We start from the raw sequence: 16,108 nt of genomic DNA on the forward strand, positions 1-16,108 counted from the left end.
AACCTCAAGTAGGGCTAAAAACGATTATGGCGAGTCAGGAACGCAGACCAATTTTGGGACTGTAGTCCATCAAACCGAAAAATGTTTCTGTCTCTACTACCACTGAGTAGAGCTTGACCATCAGGGCTAATCGCGAGGGAGAGAATCCAATCTGAATGCGGAGAGAGCGTGGTTAGAGATTCTCCAGTGCCTAAGTTCCAAAGCATGATGGTTTGATCAACGCTACCACTGGCAATAGTTTGGTTGTTGGGGCTGAGAGCAAGAGCTGTTATCCGGTTTTCATGCCCAGACAAAGTTCGACCCAGTTCTCCTGTATGCAGATTCCAAATTTTGATTGTCCTGTCCCAACTGCCGCTCACGAGCGTTTGATTGTCAGAACCAATCACAACCGTCCTGACTGCATCGGAGTGACCGATAAGCGGTGGACGAAGCAGTTCACCCGTCTGTAAGTTCCAGATTTTGACAGTTTTGTCACTGCTGGCACTGGCAAAACTGTTGCCATCCGGACTCATCGAGATCGACCACACTGGGCCGCTATGTCCTGCTAGAGTTTGATTAAGTTCACCTGTATTTAGATTCCACAGTTTAATCGTGCCGTCATAGCTACCTGTTGCTAGAGTTTGTCCATCTGAGCTAATAGCCACAGCCCAAACAGGTGCTAGGTGTCCTCTCAAAGTTTGCTTGAGTTTACCGGTTTTGATATTCCAAATATGAACGGTGTTGTCACTCTGTCCACTCACTAAGGTTTGTCCATCTGGACTAATTGCAACTGAGCGAACTGCACCTGAATCCCCTGCCAGAGTCCGAATCAATTCACCTGTTTTTAAGTGCCATAGTTTGATGGTTGAGTCTTCACTTCCACTGGCAAACGTTTGTCCACCTGGACTGATTGCAACTGACCAAACAGCTTCTTTGTGTCCAGGGAAGGTGTGTGCTATTGACAGCTCGGGCAGTTTGGGCGATCGCGCTGCTTGTTGCTCTATAGAGGAGACCGTTGGAAACAAGGAACTGAATCCATTTATTTCACTCATTAGCGCTAACACAATCGCCACTCCTGAACCAACCAATAGCCAGGGAGCTTGACGCTGAAAGTGAGTTAATTTATCTTGAGTAACCTTGTGGTTTTGATGACTCAGGTTTTTCCATCTCAAAGGTTGCTCGGCTGGATTTTGGTAAATCACAGGCAACCAGGTTGCGCAGGGAAAGTGATCTTCTAAACCTTGTAGCTGTTCTCGCGCTTGGCGCACTGCTAGGTAAAGCGTTTCACCCTGCACAAAAGCTTTCAGAAAGTGCTTGAGAAATTCCTGAGCAACCAGATCTGGGACAGGCTCTCGCATTGCAATCATTTGAGGAATGTGCAAGTCTGCTAATTGCTGCACCAAACCCAAGCCATCACAGGAGTTAAAAACTGCCAGCTTCAATCCTTGAGCGATCGCTTGCTTGAGGGCATACTTTAACTGGTCAAGCGTCAGACTATCAGTCGGGTTGATCTGAATTAGTCCTTTTTCCTGACTAGAACTATGTCCTGCAAAAAATAATACATCCCACCCCTGCCACAATCGCTCATTTAATTGTTTTCGCTGCGGCTCTACTAAAAACTCAATTTCTGCTTGGTCTGACAACTGTTCTAGAAATGCTCGATCCTGGTTTAGATTGATGCCCTGGCTGTTGCCTAAGATTGCTAGGATCCTAACTTTATCCTGGTTATTTCTAAGGGATGAACTCTGCGATCGCTGATATTCTGAAGCGCTGAGAGCAATCTCTGCCTTAGGGTAGTGTTCAAAAAAACTCCAAACATGCCATGGAAGTCTTCGTAGTAGAGGGTCATTGGTTTCGATCAACACTCGAATTTCGTCTGAGGCATTCAAGTTCGTCCGTAGTTGCTGATCGATGTTACGAAATGGCTCCGAGTTTAGCCAAACATTGATTTGGTCAACCAACTGCTCACACAGTTCACTAAACTCAACCGCAGATACATTGGTGATATCAGATGCTTCAACTTCGATGCGAGCAGACAAGTCTAAGCGATGGCAGAGCGCATGATACAGCAACTGCCAGGAGCGATAAGTTACTGAAATTTGCGGTGCGGCAGGTAGGCTACCAATAAACTTTACTGGAGGGAGTTCGGGGCACTCCCAAAGGTGAGCCGTCACAACCGGAAAGCCGCTGTGTAGATCGCCTGTTCCTAAACTTAAAACTACTAGCTGACTCATTACGATCTTGACTGCTTTTAGTCAAATTGTAAAAGACTCTTTGATGCTGGTGCTCCCTAACCTTAATTGAAGATTAAACCGTTCTCCAACTAAACCGCGAAATCGCTTTAGTTGAATGTAGTTATCTTGACTGCGGGATTGCACCGTTTGTAAAATCTCTCCTGTTTCTGTAAGCAAAGATAGTTGAAAGTTAGTTGGCAGGTAAGTTTCTCCGTTCGCAGGGTGCAATTGGACTAAAACGCCTACTTTCTGCTCAGTTTCTGGTGTAATCGCCATTAGTAAGACTGGGGGTTGTCTCCCCAATTGAAACTCTACATCAAATAGCTTGGCGCGTTTTACAGTTGGCCCACTCGGTTGAGGGTCAGTCCGGACACTAAAAATCAGTTTAATTTAATTCCTGTTCGCTAAGATTTTACCTCTAGAACCCTCCTCAGCTTTTGTAACTTATCGCGATCGCTTCTTAGCTCCTTCTGCAAAACCTCGTGCTTTAAGATGCGTTTTCTAATTGGAGCTTGATTGCTTTCTGTTTCTGTCGTGATCCGAGTAGTTTGGTGCTTGGCAGCTTGAAGAATTTTTTCTACGCGCTGTTCTTCAACTTCCAGCGCTGTAGTTAGATTTTGCACGAGTCTTTCGACTAGACGATTTTTTGCAAGCGCTTGATAATAGCTACGCAGATTATTTCTAATCTTTTCAGCCTCCTTTTCTCGCTCTAAGTCTCGGTCTTCTCGATAGAGACGAATGAGAGACCTGAACAGAAAATAGAGAATCACAAGTAACACAATAGTTGAGATGTAAGGAGAAGCTTTGAATGCATTGACGATGGGCGCTGAGATGTGTTGCATAATCTGCCTTCTGCCTGCAATGCCCAGCACACTAAAGAAGCTAAACATGAATATGAACTGCATCCATTGTCCTCTAATTTTTTTGAGCATATAAACTATTGGAGAGGCTTCCTGATAGCGGCTCTCGCTTAAAGGCATTGCGAATGCTTCCTCGAAAACAGCTCGGTTGTCAATGCTCTGCTCCGGTTGAAAGAGAGAGCGGTTTAAGTTGACGGAAGGAATTGAGTGGAGCATTTCATAAGCTCTCTGCAGAAGTTCCCTCAAACTACTTTGAGGACATAAACAAAGTATTTCCCACTGTTCATCGGACCACCAGCTCAGTTCAGAGCGACAAAAATTCATGAGAGCCGTATTGGCATCAATTGTTTTTTCTTCAACGGTTTCTGGTTTTAATGGTTTACGTTTAGCTCTTTTAGATTCAACCACTTCAATCGTAGAAAACCGCAGCTGAATATATTTGCGACCTCGATACTTCACAACATTTGGTTTTAGCTGATCGAGAAATCGGCGAATTTTGCAGGAGATGCTATTTTCGAGATAATCATCCAGCAAATCAACCTTTGACTGTTTCAGCTTATCCTTTGTCTGTTTGAAGAATATTGCTTTGTCATCCTGAATTTGCTTTAGAATTGTGTCAACTTTTTCTCTGATTTGGTTTTGTCCTGGTTCTTTTAATTTTGCTTCATCCCGTTCGGTTTCCCTTGCCAGTTTTCTTTCGTCCAGGTCAATCAACTGTTCAACCAGATGCAATTGAGCCAATACTTGAGCAGTTAGACGTTTGGTCAAAATATCTTCGGGCTTACGTTTGACCAGTGACTCCAATAGTTTGAAGAATTTGTCTGATTCATGTTGAAAATTAACACTGAGTTGAGCCGCTGATGCTCCAATGTAAGAATTGCACAGTGGAAAGCAAAAGACATCTAGAGGAGATGTTTGGAGCCAAGCATTCATTCTGGACTGGTGTAATTTAGCAGCTTCGGGCTGATTAAACGAATCTGATAATTCCGCTATGACCAAAAGATTAGTAAATCGAGCGGCGCGAATCTTTTCAAGCAATTGTTGCTCGGCAGCAGTTAGAGGTGGCTGGGGATTTATCACCCAACACAACACATCGCACTCTGTAACTAAAGTATCGAATTGCTGGCTGCTAGAATCCGTGATGGATTGATATTCAAAGAGCAACTCTGGACTAGTTTCAGTAGAGGTTGGAGCGCCTAAGGTGATGCGATCGCCCTCTATCAAAATCTGACAGCCCTGCACCTGCTGTTCGTTAATGTAGGTGCCGTTTCTGCTCAAGTCACAGATTTGCCAACTGACGTAAGCTGAATTAGAGTTAGCCTCTACACAGGGCTGGATGTTAGCGTGGTATCCAGAAACCGACACGTAGGGGTCAGGAATTAGAATCTGGCATTCAGGGTGTCGTCCAATTGCCAATTTGTCTGTTGCAGAAAGTTGATAGCGCTGTGGCGAGGCATCCGTTTGTAGAATCAGAGCCGCTGTGGGTTCGGATTGAGTCAGCTGCAAGTCATCGGTTAGCGGTGTAACCTTAAACTGATAAGCTGCTGATAGTTCACGGTTCCTCAAAAGGTCATATAGCGCTTTTGCTGAGTTTGGATTGTGGCTCACAATTTGCAGGGTTAATTTCCCCTCTTTGAGGGAAGCAACACTCTTCTCTAATGTTTGAGCGATCGCTTCAAAGTTACTGTGCTGCTGGATTCCAGGCTGTTGGCTTCTGGCAGCAATAAACTGCTGGATTTCCTGAATGCTCTTGACCAATTTCTCAGATTTAACTGACATAACTTCTATTCCATCGATTACTAAATTCGCTACGGAAGTGAGTGAGCCTGAGGCATCCGCCAAAGTTTGATTGTTCTATCCCAGCTTCCACTGGCGATCGTTTGCCCGTCTGGGCTAATCGACACCGAGTGAACTTCACTGGTGTGCCCTCTAAAGGTGTAGAGCGGTTCACCTGTGTATAAATTCCAAAGCTTCACCCTATTGTCTGCGCTGCCGCTGACTAGCGTTTGACTATCGGGACTAACCGCAACCGTGTAGACTTCATCTAAGTGTCCAGATAGAGTGTTAATTAACGCTCCACTGTGTAAATTCCAAACTTTAATTGTGTTATCTGCACTGCCGCTAACCAACGTTGCGCCATTGGGGCTGATAGCAACGGCATGAACTTCTGCTGAGTGCCCCCTAAACTGATTCAGAAGTTCTCCTGTAGGTAAGCTCCACACCTTCACAGTATTGTCTGCGCTACCTCCAACCAGCAACCAGCCATCTGCACTGATATCCATTGAGGTAGTAGGGGCGGTATGCCCTGTGAGATCTTTCACGAGTTCACCCGTTTCCAGGTTCCAAATTTTGATGGTGTTGTCTTCGCTGCTACTCACTAAAGTTTGACCATCTGGACTCATGGCGATCGCTGAAATCGTCCAGGTGTGCCCTCTCAACGTATGCAACAGTTCTCCAGTATCCAGATTCCACACTTTGATGGTGTTGCCCATGCTGCTGCTAGCCAGGAGTTTCCCATCCATACTGGTGGCGATCGCCGGACTTTCCCCTGAGCCCTCTGTTAAAGTTTGAATCGCATGTCCCAATGTGATATCCCAAACTTTGATAGTTTTGTCTGTACTGGCACTTGCGATAGTTTTTCCATCTGCGTTGAAGGCGATCGCTGTAACCATTGAGGAGTGTCCTGTAAGGGTCGTGATTAACTGCTCATCCTGTCGTTCTAACAACTCGGTTGATTGTGTGTTTCGGGAGGAACCCGATCCAGACAGATAGCCCACAAAAATGGTTGCCCCGATCAGCATCAGCCCTATACCCGTCAACCGGGATATCATTTTAGGCTTGAGCAAAACTTTGAGCTGACGCAATCGTTGATTAAGGCTATTTTGCTCAGCTTCTGAGTTCTGAGTTGGTGTGAGCGATCGCTCCGTCTCCCGTGTCGGTCGATTTGTTCTCAATGACTCACTAGGGGGAAACAGATCTGGTAAAGGTTGAGAGGAAGCCTCAGGTTGAGTTAGAGCAGGTCTTACCTGAGTAGGTGTGTAGATGGGATTTGCTGCTGGTGACAGTGCTGGAGCAGTGGGAGCAACTTCTGGTACAGAAGGAGCGAGTTGTTGCAGATCTTGTAAGACTTCCGTTGCGGTTTGATAGCGATCTTTCCAGTTGTACCGGGTCACAGTAGTTAATATAGCCACCAGTTCAGGACTCACTTGAGCCTGCTGTGTCCAAAGCACCTCCGCAACATGCAGGCTTTCCTCAAAGCTGCGGGGATGAAGCCCTGTTAATGCCTGGATGCAAATCATACCAAGAGCGTAAATGTCACTATTTAGGCAAGGTCTGCCTCGAATTTGCTCTATTGGGGTGTACCCTGCACTGTTGATTGCAACCGTTACATCACTTTGTCGAGCTATATTTTCAGAAGATTTCGCAGATGTATTCTGTAGGTGTTTGACGGCACCAAAGTCAATTAGAACTAGCCGTTGGTCCTGTTGGCGACGAATAATATTCTCTGGCTTAATGTCTCGATGAATGATGCCATGCTCATGAACGAATGCCAGAATATCTAGAACTTCTTCTAAAAGCTGAATAACTTGAGACTCAGACCAGCGATCGCCCCTTTCCTGAGGTTCCTTGTGCAGTGGTGTAGTTGCTTCAGAGCTAGATCCATCTTCAATCAACAGTTCCTGACTAAGCGGGTGCCCTTCAATGAACTCTTGTACCAGGTAAAACTCTCGGTCTTTCTCAAAGTGTGCCAACAACCGAGGAATCTGGTTATGATGTCCCAGCTTTTCGAGGGTTTCCGCCTCCTTGCTGAATAAGCGCCTGATATCATCTAAGCTATCAAGTTCGGCTGTTGCTAACGGTTTGAGGTGTTTGACTACACATTTGGGATGTCCAGGACGGCGAGTGTCTTGAGCAATGTAAGTTTCTCCAAAGCCACCTCTGCCAAGTTTACCAATCACTTGATATCGTCCGTCTAACAGTTGATCCAGGACAACAGGTTGAATTGAAACGGATAGATTTTCGGAAATGTCAACATGAGTAGGCATAAAACATATTCCAGACGCAGTTCTCTATCTAGTTCTCGTTTGGAAAAATTGCGTTTTATGCAAACCATCCAATATTTTCAGTCAAGAACAGAAATTTAAAGCTTGCTCACTGATCCATAAATCAAATATGTACTTTTGTAACAAGTTGCAGAATCCTGGCATCTCGGCAACAGAGAAACAAATAGAAGGTTAAGCGATCGCCTTGCAAAGAACTGCTCCAGGAGAAGTCAAGCTACCGAGTTGAAAGTTTTGTAGGAGATGAGTGATGAAGTCTTCTCTGGTTTTGACCGTCGTAACAGTACTATTCTTCCAACTCTTTTGGCTAGCTCCGCTGCTAGCAGGAGTTTGGGGACTCTGGTATAGCTGGCAGATGATATCTAACCCTAACTTTGCCCGCACAGAAGTAGATACCTGGCTGCGTTCTCAGGAAATTGCTCAAGTTCAAACCAATCATTGGAATAAACCGCGATTTGTTGATGCGCTTTGTTACACCACAATCGGTCCCGTGGGAGTCGTGATGGGAATGTGGCTGTTCCTGCAACAGCTCAATTGAACACAGTAACCATTTGCAGAAATACAAAAGGAGACAACGATGTCAGATATCACCGATTTAATTGATCAGAATATTGAGAAGATGCGAGAGCTTTCTGGCGAAGGCGATCGCGCTCTTGAGGAAGTGAATGAACTGGAAGAGTTAATCAATACTCTGAGCGAAAATTTAGCGTCCAAAGAACAGGAAACACTCTCTAGCTTTGAAACCCTCAGCCAACGCCTGGAAACGCTAGAACAACAGTTGGGCACCGAGATCCAAACGGCAAGGGATAGCCTCAGTCCGATTCAGGAAGCCGTTCAGGGAATTGAAACCCAACTCACCGAATTTGCCGAAATGATTCGCGGACAGCTTGGCGATCTGCAAAGCAGTGCCGAAGAAATGATGGGAGAAATCGAAACCAAAGCGACCGAAATTCAGCAGAATCTCGACACAGTGACCACTCAGGCAGAAGAATTTAGCTCTGAGGTAGACACGCTAGAAGATGAAGCCGTAGCAGAGATTGACGGAATGAAAGAATCCGTCGTGTCAGCTCGTGGTGAGTTTACCCAAAGCCAAACTAAACTCAATGATGAGTTCACATCCCTGATGGAATTAATTGGAGAAAAACTGGAAGCACTGCAAGCAGATTTTGAGCATCTGATTGAAACCAGTAACACCGAACTAGGCGAATTAGATGTGGCGTTAGAAACGGCTGCCAGTGATGCCTTCACAACTATTCAAGAGAAGTTCAATGAAATCGGTGAAGGAATCACTACATCAGCCCAAGAACTCGTCGAAGCAGTTGCAGCCGTTGGGGAAGAAGCCGTAACCGACTGTGAGGAAATGAACGAGCGCTTTGGCGACATTATCGACAAGTGTGGTGATGTAGTGGCAATCATCCAGGAGATGATGCCTACCCTCGAAAATGTGCAAGAGACACTCGGCTAAGATTTCTGCAAAAAATTGTCCACCCGTTGTTAATCAGGAAAACTCATCATGGCTGAAACCGTTGAATTCACTACTAATGTTGAAGAAACTTCAGATGCACTGGAACGACTGCTCACTACACTAGAGCAAGCTTGCGGAGACTTTCGAGAACTTGCCACAGAATTAGAAACTGAAACAGAAGAATTACGCCAAGGGGATGAACTAGATACACAGCTAGAAGCGTTGGAGCAAAGCCTATCCGATGCAAATACACAATTGGAAACGGCAGAGACAGAAATCACGACTGCTCTAGATGAGTTGGAAGGGGCGATCGCTGACATTTCCACCGAACTCGAAGAGGCAAACGGCACCATCACCGAGATGCAGGGAGAATTTGAACAACTCACGACCACTATTGCTGAGTTTGAGACAGAAATGACCGAAACCCAACAGGTATTAGGCACTTTTGAAGGGGCAGTAACTCAGCTTGAGGATAGCCTGACAGAGGCAATTCAAACCACCCAGGAAGCCTTTGAAACCTTGGGGCAAACTATCACTGAGGCAGAAAGCCAGGTAGATAAATTCTCAGAAATCGAAACCGACATTGATGAATTAGTTGGAGAACTGCAAAACACTCACCGGGAAGCAATTGAAACTAACTTTGACGAACTCAGCGAAGAGCTGCGAAGTACTCACTCTGAAGCAATTACCACCGCTAGTAACGACTGCGAAACTAGCCTCCAAGAGATGTTTCAAACCTTCAGCACCGATGTGAGTGAGATGGTTGAGCAGTATGAGCAAGATGTCACTGAGACAATTTCAGCCCTCGCAGATGAGTGCGAAAACACTCACAAAGCAGCAGTTGGCGAAGCGACGGAAGAAGTCACAGGTGGAGCCGTTGAAGACATCGAAGGTGAAACGGAAGAAACTAGAGGCGAAATGGAAGATGCCCTATCCGTTATGAGTGAACTTGATCCACTGACTCAAGAAGTTGTGACTGCTGCAAATGTGATGGTCGCTGCCAACACAATGGTTGAAGAAATGCTGGCTTAGAAATCCCAATAAAAATTACTAGCGGAATTGTGAAGTGGTTGAATCAATTGACAGCTTAGTTGCCCGAATTGAAGATTCAAAAGCCCGTATCCAGGAGAGCCAAAACTCTCTCTCAGGCTTAAGAGGAAACGGAAGCTCAATCCGAGAAGGAATGGCAGGGCGCGGAGAGGGACAAGTAGGGGGAAATCGCCTTGATGTCAAAGATTTTTACTTCAATGTAGAAACAGATGTAAGAGGCACAAGGATCTCGTTCGGCGCAACTTCTTTCCGGGGCGGAGAGTTATTTCCAGAGATTGACACTCTCACCTTCGAAGTTAAACGTGGGCTTTGGGAAGATGCCAACGGCAATACTCGTGGAGGATTGGTAGCGAATGCCCGCGGTATCAGAACTAAATTGGATCTGGCTAATGGTTTTGATCTGCCAGAAGAAAATGTTTTAGCAGTTGAGCTAGGCTTAGGGACCGCTACTGCAGAAGCGAGTGCCGGGAATGATGGATTCTCGTTTGGAGCCACGGCAGTCGCTGCAGAAGTGGCGATTACTGAGGGAACTAGCAGTGCAGAAATAGATACGGACGAAACAATACGAAGAGGTTTAAGCTACGGCGTAGGGGCAGCAGTTCGTGGGCATTGGGGTGATGCCGACAGCGATGGATTTAGAGAATATGGTTTTGGCGGAGATTATGCCTTTTTTTCGCTAGACGCTAAAACAGAAGACCCACTGCGGGCAGTTTTGAGTGGGGGCATTAACGGAAGTTTAAGTGGAGGCATTAACGGAAGTTTAATCAGTGATGCAGTCTTGCCGGAGGTAAATCTCACTGAATCTGTCGCAAACTTGTTTGGGCTATCTATCAAGGATGAGAATGCATCCAACGCTTAATGAAGTTTGGGCTGATGCATGATTTAGACTAAGCTTTGATTGATTGAGTTCCGCTATCGCTTCACCCAAGCTACCGAATATGTGGCATTAGTTTTAAGCGGGAATTGATGAGTTCAAAACACGACAACTTAACCCCAGAGTAGGAAACTTACCGCTCAAAGATAAAAGTTTGGAGTTCAGAACAGCAAATTTTCCCTTCGAAGGTCGAAACTTCGCGCTCAGAACAGAAGCGATCTAGATCGCAACTCAAAATTTTCTTCCCAAAACATCAATCATCGAGTTCAAAGCAACAATCTTCGGGTTTCAAGCTCGAACCTTGGAAATTTCAAGTTCAGCATTCTTACCATTTATTAGAGGTAATCACCATGAGTGAAGCAACCAGTTCTTTGGAACAATTGGCGACAGATTTACCCGAAAAATTACGACTTCTCACCGAAGAAGCAAGCGCAGTTCAGGAAGAAATCAATACATTTGAAGAAAGCTTGAGCGGAATGCAGGAGGAGCTTAGCGGACTGATTGATCAGATCGAAACCAGCTTGGATGAGCTGCAAACAGAAGTAGCGGAGCATCAGACAGAACTAACTGAAAGCATCTCTGACTTGGGCAGTGAGTTTGAGAATTTGCAAAGTGAGGTGATGAGCGATCGCACTGAACTCGAAACTGAACTGCAAGAAGCCCAGACCAAACTCACCGAACTGAATACTAGTCTGGAGGAAGGATTATCATCCCTCTCAACTGCGGGTGAAACTGCTCTCAACACCTTAAATGAGGGTCAGGGCATCATTCAGAGTGGACAGCAACAGCTTGATCAGGTGGTAGATGCCGTTGAGGAAAGTGTAGATACAGCTCAACAAGCAGTTGAGACAGCAACTACTGCGATCGCTGAAGATATCTCTCAAGCCACCGATGCGCTGGAGGAAGCCAACGGAGAAGTTGATACCGAAGTGCAGGAAGTAGTAGATGAGTTCTCCAATTTGGATGAGTTAAGCACCGAGTTGACTACCCTGCAAGATAGTACCGTCCAAACCGAAATTGATTCCCTGCTGGAGACAGCTAAAGAATCGGTTGATACTTTAGGAACCAACATTGAAGATGCCCTGGAGAAAGTAGTCAGCGCCGTTCAAGAAACGGGTTCAGAATTGTCTGGCACTGAGGGCAATATTTCCACCGAACGAGAAGAGCTGAGCGGTTTAGTCGATCAGCTACGAGAGTTGATTGAACCCCTGCGTCAGGGCGTCACCAGCGCTCAAGATGCGGCAGATAAGCTGGGCATTCCTTGGGGATAAAGAACATACAAACTGCTCCTACACAATTTATTGCTTAAACCAATAGCACTGCGTCAATCAATCTAACCAAGGAGAAAACTCATGAGCGACTTACAAACCCTGGCTGGTGAAACCGTTAGCAAACTCTCGACCCTGTCCGATGCGACAGAAACGACCCAGACCAAACTCACCGATGTTAAAACTGAACTCACGCGAATCCGTCAAGCGGTTGATGAGGCTTGGGAAACGCTAAGCGATCGCGCCCAATCTCTGATCGAACAGGTAAATGAAGGTAAGACAGAACTTGCTGCCGAAGTAGAGACTGTCACCCAGGTAATTACTCAGTTAAAGCAGACCATCGACACAACTCAAAGTGAGTTAACCCAGGAATTAGAGGCAACGAAAGGGGCGATCGCCACCATTGACGATAGGTTAGCTGAACTGGATATGGAAAGCGATATCACCGAAGCTGAGGAAGCTCTGAACAGTCTCGGCGAGAAGGAAATTGGTACTGAAGTTGGAGAGGCAATTGGACTGGCGATCGAAGAACTCAATGGTTTCAGCGGTGAACTCACTGCCTTTAAGTCAGGGTTAGAAGCTCAAGTAGACGGACTAGAATCTACCATCACCGATCAAGCTATACCTACCATCGAAGGCGGAGCGCAATCCCTCTCCGAACACTTCACTACCGTGATTGAACACTTCAGCACTTCTATTCAAACCGTTTCAAACGGTATGGAAGAGTCTATCCAAGGCTTAATGGAAGAAGTTAGCACATCACAAGGTGAGTTGTTTACTGAGCTTGAGGGCAGCGCTACCAAACTTGACGAGGTGATGACCCAGTTGGAAGGGGCAATTGAGACAGCAAAAACCAGTGTTGTAGATGCTACAGAAGCTTTGGTAGAGGGCGTTGATCTCAGCAATCAGAGCTACCAAAAGGCGATAGAAGTGCTCACGGAATCTAGAGACGCTTTGGAGGCAATTTAGATTGTTAACAAATCAAAGCAGGTATGGATGAACGCGACGTGACAGATTAACGTGTTGAGGGTATATAAGTTATGAGTGACGCTGACCTAACTGCTCGTATAAATCAAGCTAAAGCCAACATTGAGAGAGCTAGACAATTAGCCGCGGGAGCGGGAGAAACTTCGGCTCAAATCAGGAATGCTAAAGATGCTCTGGGTGCGATCGCTCGTCAATTCTCAAGTCGAGGAGAAATAGAATCAGTACTGAGTAGGGATGTTTCTAAAAGAGATGCTCCACGAGTAGTCGGAAATCGCATAACCAAAACTGAGTTGGAATCAAGATTAATAGCTTCTGGCTGGCATGATGTACACGGGCATGATGTACGCGGAGGTGATAACCGTAGGCAGCGTGTGGTTTGGACAAATCCTGACCTTGATACAAGCATACGGATTATGACGGATGAAAATGGTTATTCAGATGCACGAGTGTACAACGGCCCTACAGGAGGTGGAAGATGGGGAACAGGAGATGTAGCGAACGGTACGTATGTAGAGAGAGTATCACCAGAGGACATGTTGGACTTTCGTGCAGGTGATTCCAACCATCCTGTTAAAGGACATAACAATAATCCTAAACTTTCACATTTTGCTCTTCTTCCAGAACCTCCTATAGTACAAGCTGGAGATATCGCTGATAGCGATTCTTCTCAGGGGCTTCGTCAAGCAAGTAGAGTTTTGGGACCTGCGGGACGCTTACTTGGCGTTTACACTCTTAGTGAAGCTTTTGAATCTGATGGTGGAAGAATGGGAGATAGCTTTAGAGAGACCGTAGGCGAGATGGCAGGTGGAGCCGCAGGAGGTTGGGCTGGTGCAACAGCAGGAGCCGCGATTGGTACTGCGATATTCCCTGGTGTTGGTACTGTTGTTGGTGGAATTATTGGTGGAGTTGTAGGGGGTATGGCTGGTGAGGAAGCAGGTGGATTTTTAGGTGGACTTTTCTAGATTGCTCAAAAAGTGAGTAAGCGATTAGGCATTTTTCGCAAATGTTAGAAATAGGTGAAAAACCATGAACAGAACTGTTGATACGCGCCAATTTGAGCTTGTTCTAGTGGTAGAGAAACATAACCCGATACTGCTGAATCCTGAATTCCTCAAAGTTAAAGGAATTATTCCTTACTACTGGGACTTGGCTCAGCCTCCAACTTATATAGATGGTGTTGCTTTAACGGTCTTTCAAAATGGAGTGTACATCGCCCACCGAGGTAATGCGATCGCCTTCTTTGAAGACGTTAGAGAAAAGAACCTCAATGAGTTAGAAGTTCCTGATGTAGTTTACAGGTATGTTGAGAGGCTGCCACAGGAAAACTATCAGGCAGTAGGGCTTAATCTGGAAGGACACACTATATTTGATGATCAGGACACAGCAAGAAATTATCTTCAGGAAATACTTCTTAGTGGCGATCGCCCTCACACATCCGACCAAAACCTTGTGCAGATGATTTCAAATTTCGTCTACAAACTTGAAGGAGGAGTATTCACTCTAACCGTGCGAAACACAGAGTTAGAGCTTTCGAAAACCGAACACATTCCGGTACTTCTGTTTGCCGCTAATTTTCATCGCGATTTGTCTAAAATTCCTGAAGCGGAAAGAGGACAAACATTATCTGAAATCATTGAGAATTGGGAAGACGATGTAGACACCTATCAAGACATTGTCAACAACAAGTTTCTTGCTCAAAGCAACAGATTGATAGCCTCTGCCTACGGCTAAGCAGCACTCAAGCTTTGGCAGAAGTATAGGATGGGCAAAGAGCGATCGCCCGTATTCATCAACGAATGACTTTGTATCCAGATGCACAAGCGGGGTGCCAGATTTACTGACTCAATAGCGATCGCTCTTAAGATTTAAGATCCTAGCGTAAGATACAGCTTACGCTAAACAGTTGTGAATTCAATATTCAAGTGTTTGCTGAGCTGTTTAAAGCCTAATGCATCAGAGTTTGTATCAATACCAAACAGGAAAATTGAGGTTCAAGCTACATGCAGAACCTGATTAATTTGGGGCGCGATGCCTTTTATCGGGAGACGTTTGGCAATGAGTACTTCTTTACAGATGTGGTGGTTGCGATCGATGGTTCAATTAATTGGGTGAGTATGGGAAAAGCGATCGCCGACACGACGAGCGACTATCGCGGACGCTATTTCTGCCCAGTTTGCGGCTCCTCGGTCTTCAGTTGCTCGGGCGACGAAATCGAAATCCCTGCCGGTACCTTTGATACGCCGAACCAGGTGACACCCACCTATGAGCTCTGGATTTGTCGTCGGGAGAATTGGCTGCCCCCGTTCAACGTCGCACGCCGATATGAGCGCGATCGAGAAGGAACGGCACGCACCGAACCATAACCGAAACCTGATTTAGCTAACTGCAAGATACTGAAGAGAAAAATTCTTAAATTTTTGGTTAAGTTGACAGTATCCGAATTTTCTACCTTGTTTCCCATGCAAAGTTTTTTTCGTAAAGCCAGTACTCTACTATCCGTCTACTACGCCTACATGGTGGAATATCGGGCAGAACTGTTGTTGTGGATGCTATCTGGGACGCTGCCGCTCATTCTTATGGGCGTTTGGGTTGAGGCATCGCGAGAAGGGCAGTTTGGACTGGCACCGCTGGATTTTATTCGTTACTTTCTAGCAGTTTTTCTGATTAGACAATTCACTGTTGTTTGGGTGGTTTGGGAGTTTGAACGAGAGATTGTTGAAGGCAAGCTTTCCTTTCGGCTCTTGCTGCCGCTTGACCCCGGTTGGCACCATTTTGCCTCTCACTTTGCAGAACGGTTTGCTCGATTGCCCTTTGCGGTGATCCTGGTTGTTCTGTTTTTTACCCTTTATCCACAGGCGATTTGGATACCCAGTTTGTCCAACCTTCTGCTGTTTCTACTGGTCACGTTCATGGCGTTTTGCTTGCGTTTCCTGATGCAATATACCTTCTCCATGCTTGCCTTTTGGACAGAACGTGCCAGTGCGATCGAGCAGTTTTGGTTTCTGTTCTACCTGTTTCTGTCAGGCATGATTGCGCCGCTGGAGATTTTTCCACCCGTGGTGAGAGCGATCGTTGAATGGACTCCGTTCCCTTACATGATTTACTTTCCCGCAACGATTTTGGTTGGGCTACCTACCAATGTGGTGCGAGGTTTACTAATGATGCTGGGCTGGAGCCTGATTTTCTTTGGGCTAAATCGCTGGCTGTGGCACAAGGGGTTGAGGCAGTATTCGGGAATGGGAGCCTGAGAAGGGATGAAAGAGGAAGACTGAGAATTGTTGGGCGATCGCACCAGTTCTTCTCTCAGAACAGAGAGAGGGATACAGGTCT

The 16,108-nt window shown here is 45.9% G+C and carries 14 protein-coding genes; 10 read left to right on the top strand and 4 right to left on the bottom strand.

Annotated elements, in window-relative coordinates:
* Window positions 1-14: 14 nt before the first annotated feature.
* From H6G00_RS26630 to H6G00_RS26645, 4 genes are read right to left on the bottom strand one after another with little or no spacing between them, the layout of a single operon-like run.
* Window positions 15-2,213: a CHAT domain-containing protein gene (locus H6G00_RS26630; protein WP_190799035.1), complete on the bottom strand. Its 2,199-nt coding sequence runs from the start codon at window positions 2,211-2,213 to the stop codon at window positions 15-17.
* Window positions 2,214-2,234: 21 nt separating this feature from the next.
* Window positions 2,235-2,603: a DUF1822 family protein gene (locus H6G00_RS26635; RefSeq protein WP_347278230.1), complete on the bottom strand. Its 369-nt coding sequence runs from the start codon at window positions 2,601-2,603 to the stop codon at window positions 2,235-2,237.
* A 14-nt stretch (window positions 2,604-2,617) separates the two neighbouring features.
* The gene (locus tag H6G00_RS26640) at window positions 2,618-4,852 is read right to left on the bottom strand and encodes an FHA domain-containing protein (protein WP_190799037.1); all 2,235 of its coding nucleotides are present in this window, start codon (window positions 4,850-4,852) and stop codon (window positions 2,618-2,620) included.
* A gap of 29 nt (window positions 4,853-4,881) precedes the next feature.
* Entirely contained in the window at window positions 4,882-7,119 is a 2,238-nt protein-coding gene (locus H6G00_RS26645) for a protein kinase (RefSeq protein ID WP_190799038.1), read from the bottom strand.
* 265 nt (window positions 7,120-7,384) lie between these two features.
* Between H6G00_RS26645 and H6G00_RS26650 the strand changes: the two genes are divergently transcribed.
* The 10 genes from H6G00_RS26650 to H6G00_RS26695 all read left to right on the top strand — a co-directional run bounded on the left by H6G00_RS26650 (window position 7,385) and on the right by H6G00_RS26695 (window position 16,026).
* On the top strand, window positions 7,385-7,672 hold the full coding sequence (locus H6G00_RS26650; RefSeq protein ID WP_190799039.1) for a hypothetical protein: 288 nt from the start codon (window positions 7,385-7,387) through the stop codon (window positions 7,670-7,672).
* Between the two features lie 39 nt (window positions 7,673-7,711).
* Window positions 7,712-8,599, top strand: coding sequence for a hypothetical protein (locus tag H6G00_RS26655; RefSeq protein ID WP_190799040.1), 888 nt, complete (start codon window positions 7,712-7,714; stop codon window positions 8,597-8,599).
* Between the two features lie 48 nt (window positions 8,600-8,647).
* On the top strand, window positions 8,648-9,631 hold the full coding sequence (locus H6G00_RS26660; RefSeq protein WP_190799041.1) for a hypothetical protein: 984 nt from the start codon (window positions 8,648-8,650) through the stop codon (window positions 9,629-9,631).
* A gap of 34 nt (window positions 9,632-9,665) precedes the next feature.
* Window positions 9,666-10,508 (top strand): hypothetical protein, encoded by an 843-nt coding sequence (locus H6G00_RS26665; RefSeq protein WP_190799042.1) that lies wholly within the window; start codon window positions 9,666-9,668, stop codon window positions 10,506-10,508.
* 365 nt (window positions 10,509-10,873) lie between these two features.
* On the top strand, window positions 10,874-11,794 hold the full coding sequence (locus H6G00_RS26670) for a hypothetical protein (RefSeq protein ID WP_190799043.1): 921 nt from the start codon (window positions 10,874-10,876) through the stop codon (window positions 11,792-11,794).
* Window positions 11,795-11,875: 81 nt separating this feature from the next.
* On the top strand, window positions 11,876-12,760 hold the full coding sequence (locus H6G00_RS26675) for a hypothetical protein (RefSeq protein ID WP_190799044.1): 885 nt from the start codon (window positions 11,876-11,878) through the stop codon (window positions 12,758-12,760).
* Between the two features lie 71 nt (window positions 12,761-12,831).
* Window positions 12,832-13,740 carry a hypothetical protein gene (locus H6G00_RS26680; RefSeq protein WP_190799045.1) on the top strand — a complete coding sequence of 303 codons (909 nt, stop codon included), beginning with the start codon at window positions 12,832-12,834 and terminating at the stop codon, window positions 13,738-13,740.
* A 64-nt stretch (window positions 13,741-13,804) separates the two neighbouring features.
* The gene (locus H6G00_RS26685; RefSeq protein WP_190799046.1) at window positions 13,805-14,509 is read left to right on the top strand and encodes a hypothetical protein; all 705 of its coding nucleotides are present in this window, start codon (window positions 13,805-13,807) and stop codon (window positions 14,507-14,509) included.
* A 269-nt stretch (window positions 14,510-14,778) separates the two neighbouring features.
* Complete coding sequence (locus tag H6G00_RS26690) at window positions 14,779-15,141, top strand: GFA family protein (protein ID WP_190799047.1); 363 nt, start codon at window positions 14,779-14,781, stop codon at window positions 15,139-15,141.
* A 96-nt stretch (window positions 15,142-15,237) separates the two neighbouring features.
* On the top strand, window positions 15,238-16,026 hold the full coding sequence (locus H6G00_RS26695) for an ABC-2 family transporter protein (RefSeq protein ID WP_190799048.1): 789 nt from the start codon (window positions 15,238-15,240) through the stop codon (window positions 16,024-16,026).
* The last annotated feature ends 82 nt before the right edge of the window (window positions 16,027-16,108 follow it).

Source organism: Leptolyngbya sp. FACHB-541 (assembly GCF_014695875.1).
GTDB lineage: Bacteria > Cyanobacteriota > Cyanobacteriia > Elainellales > Elainellaceae > JAAUTN01.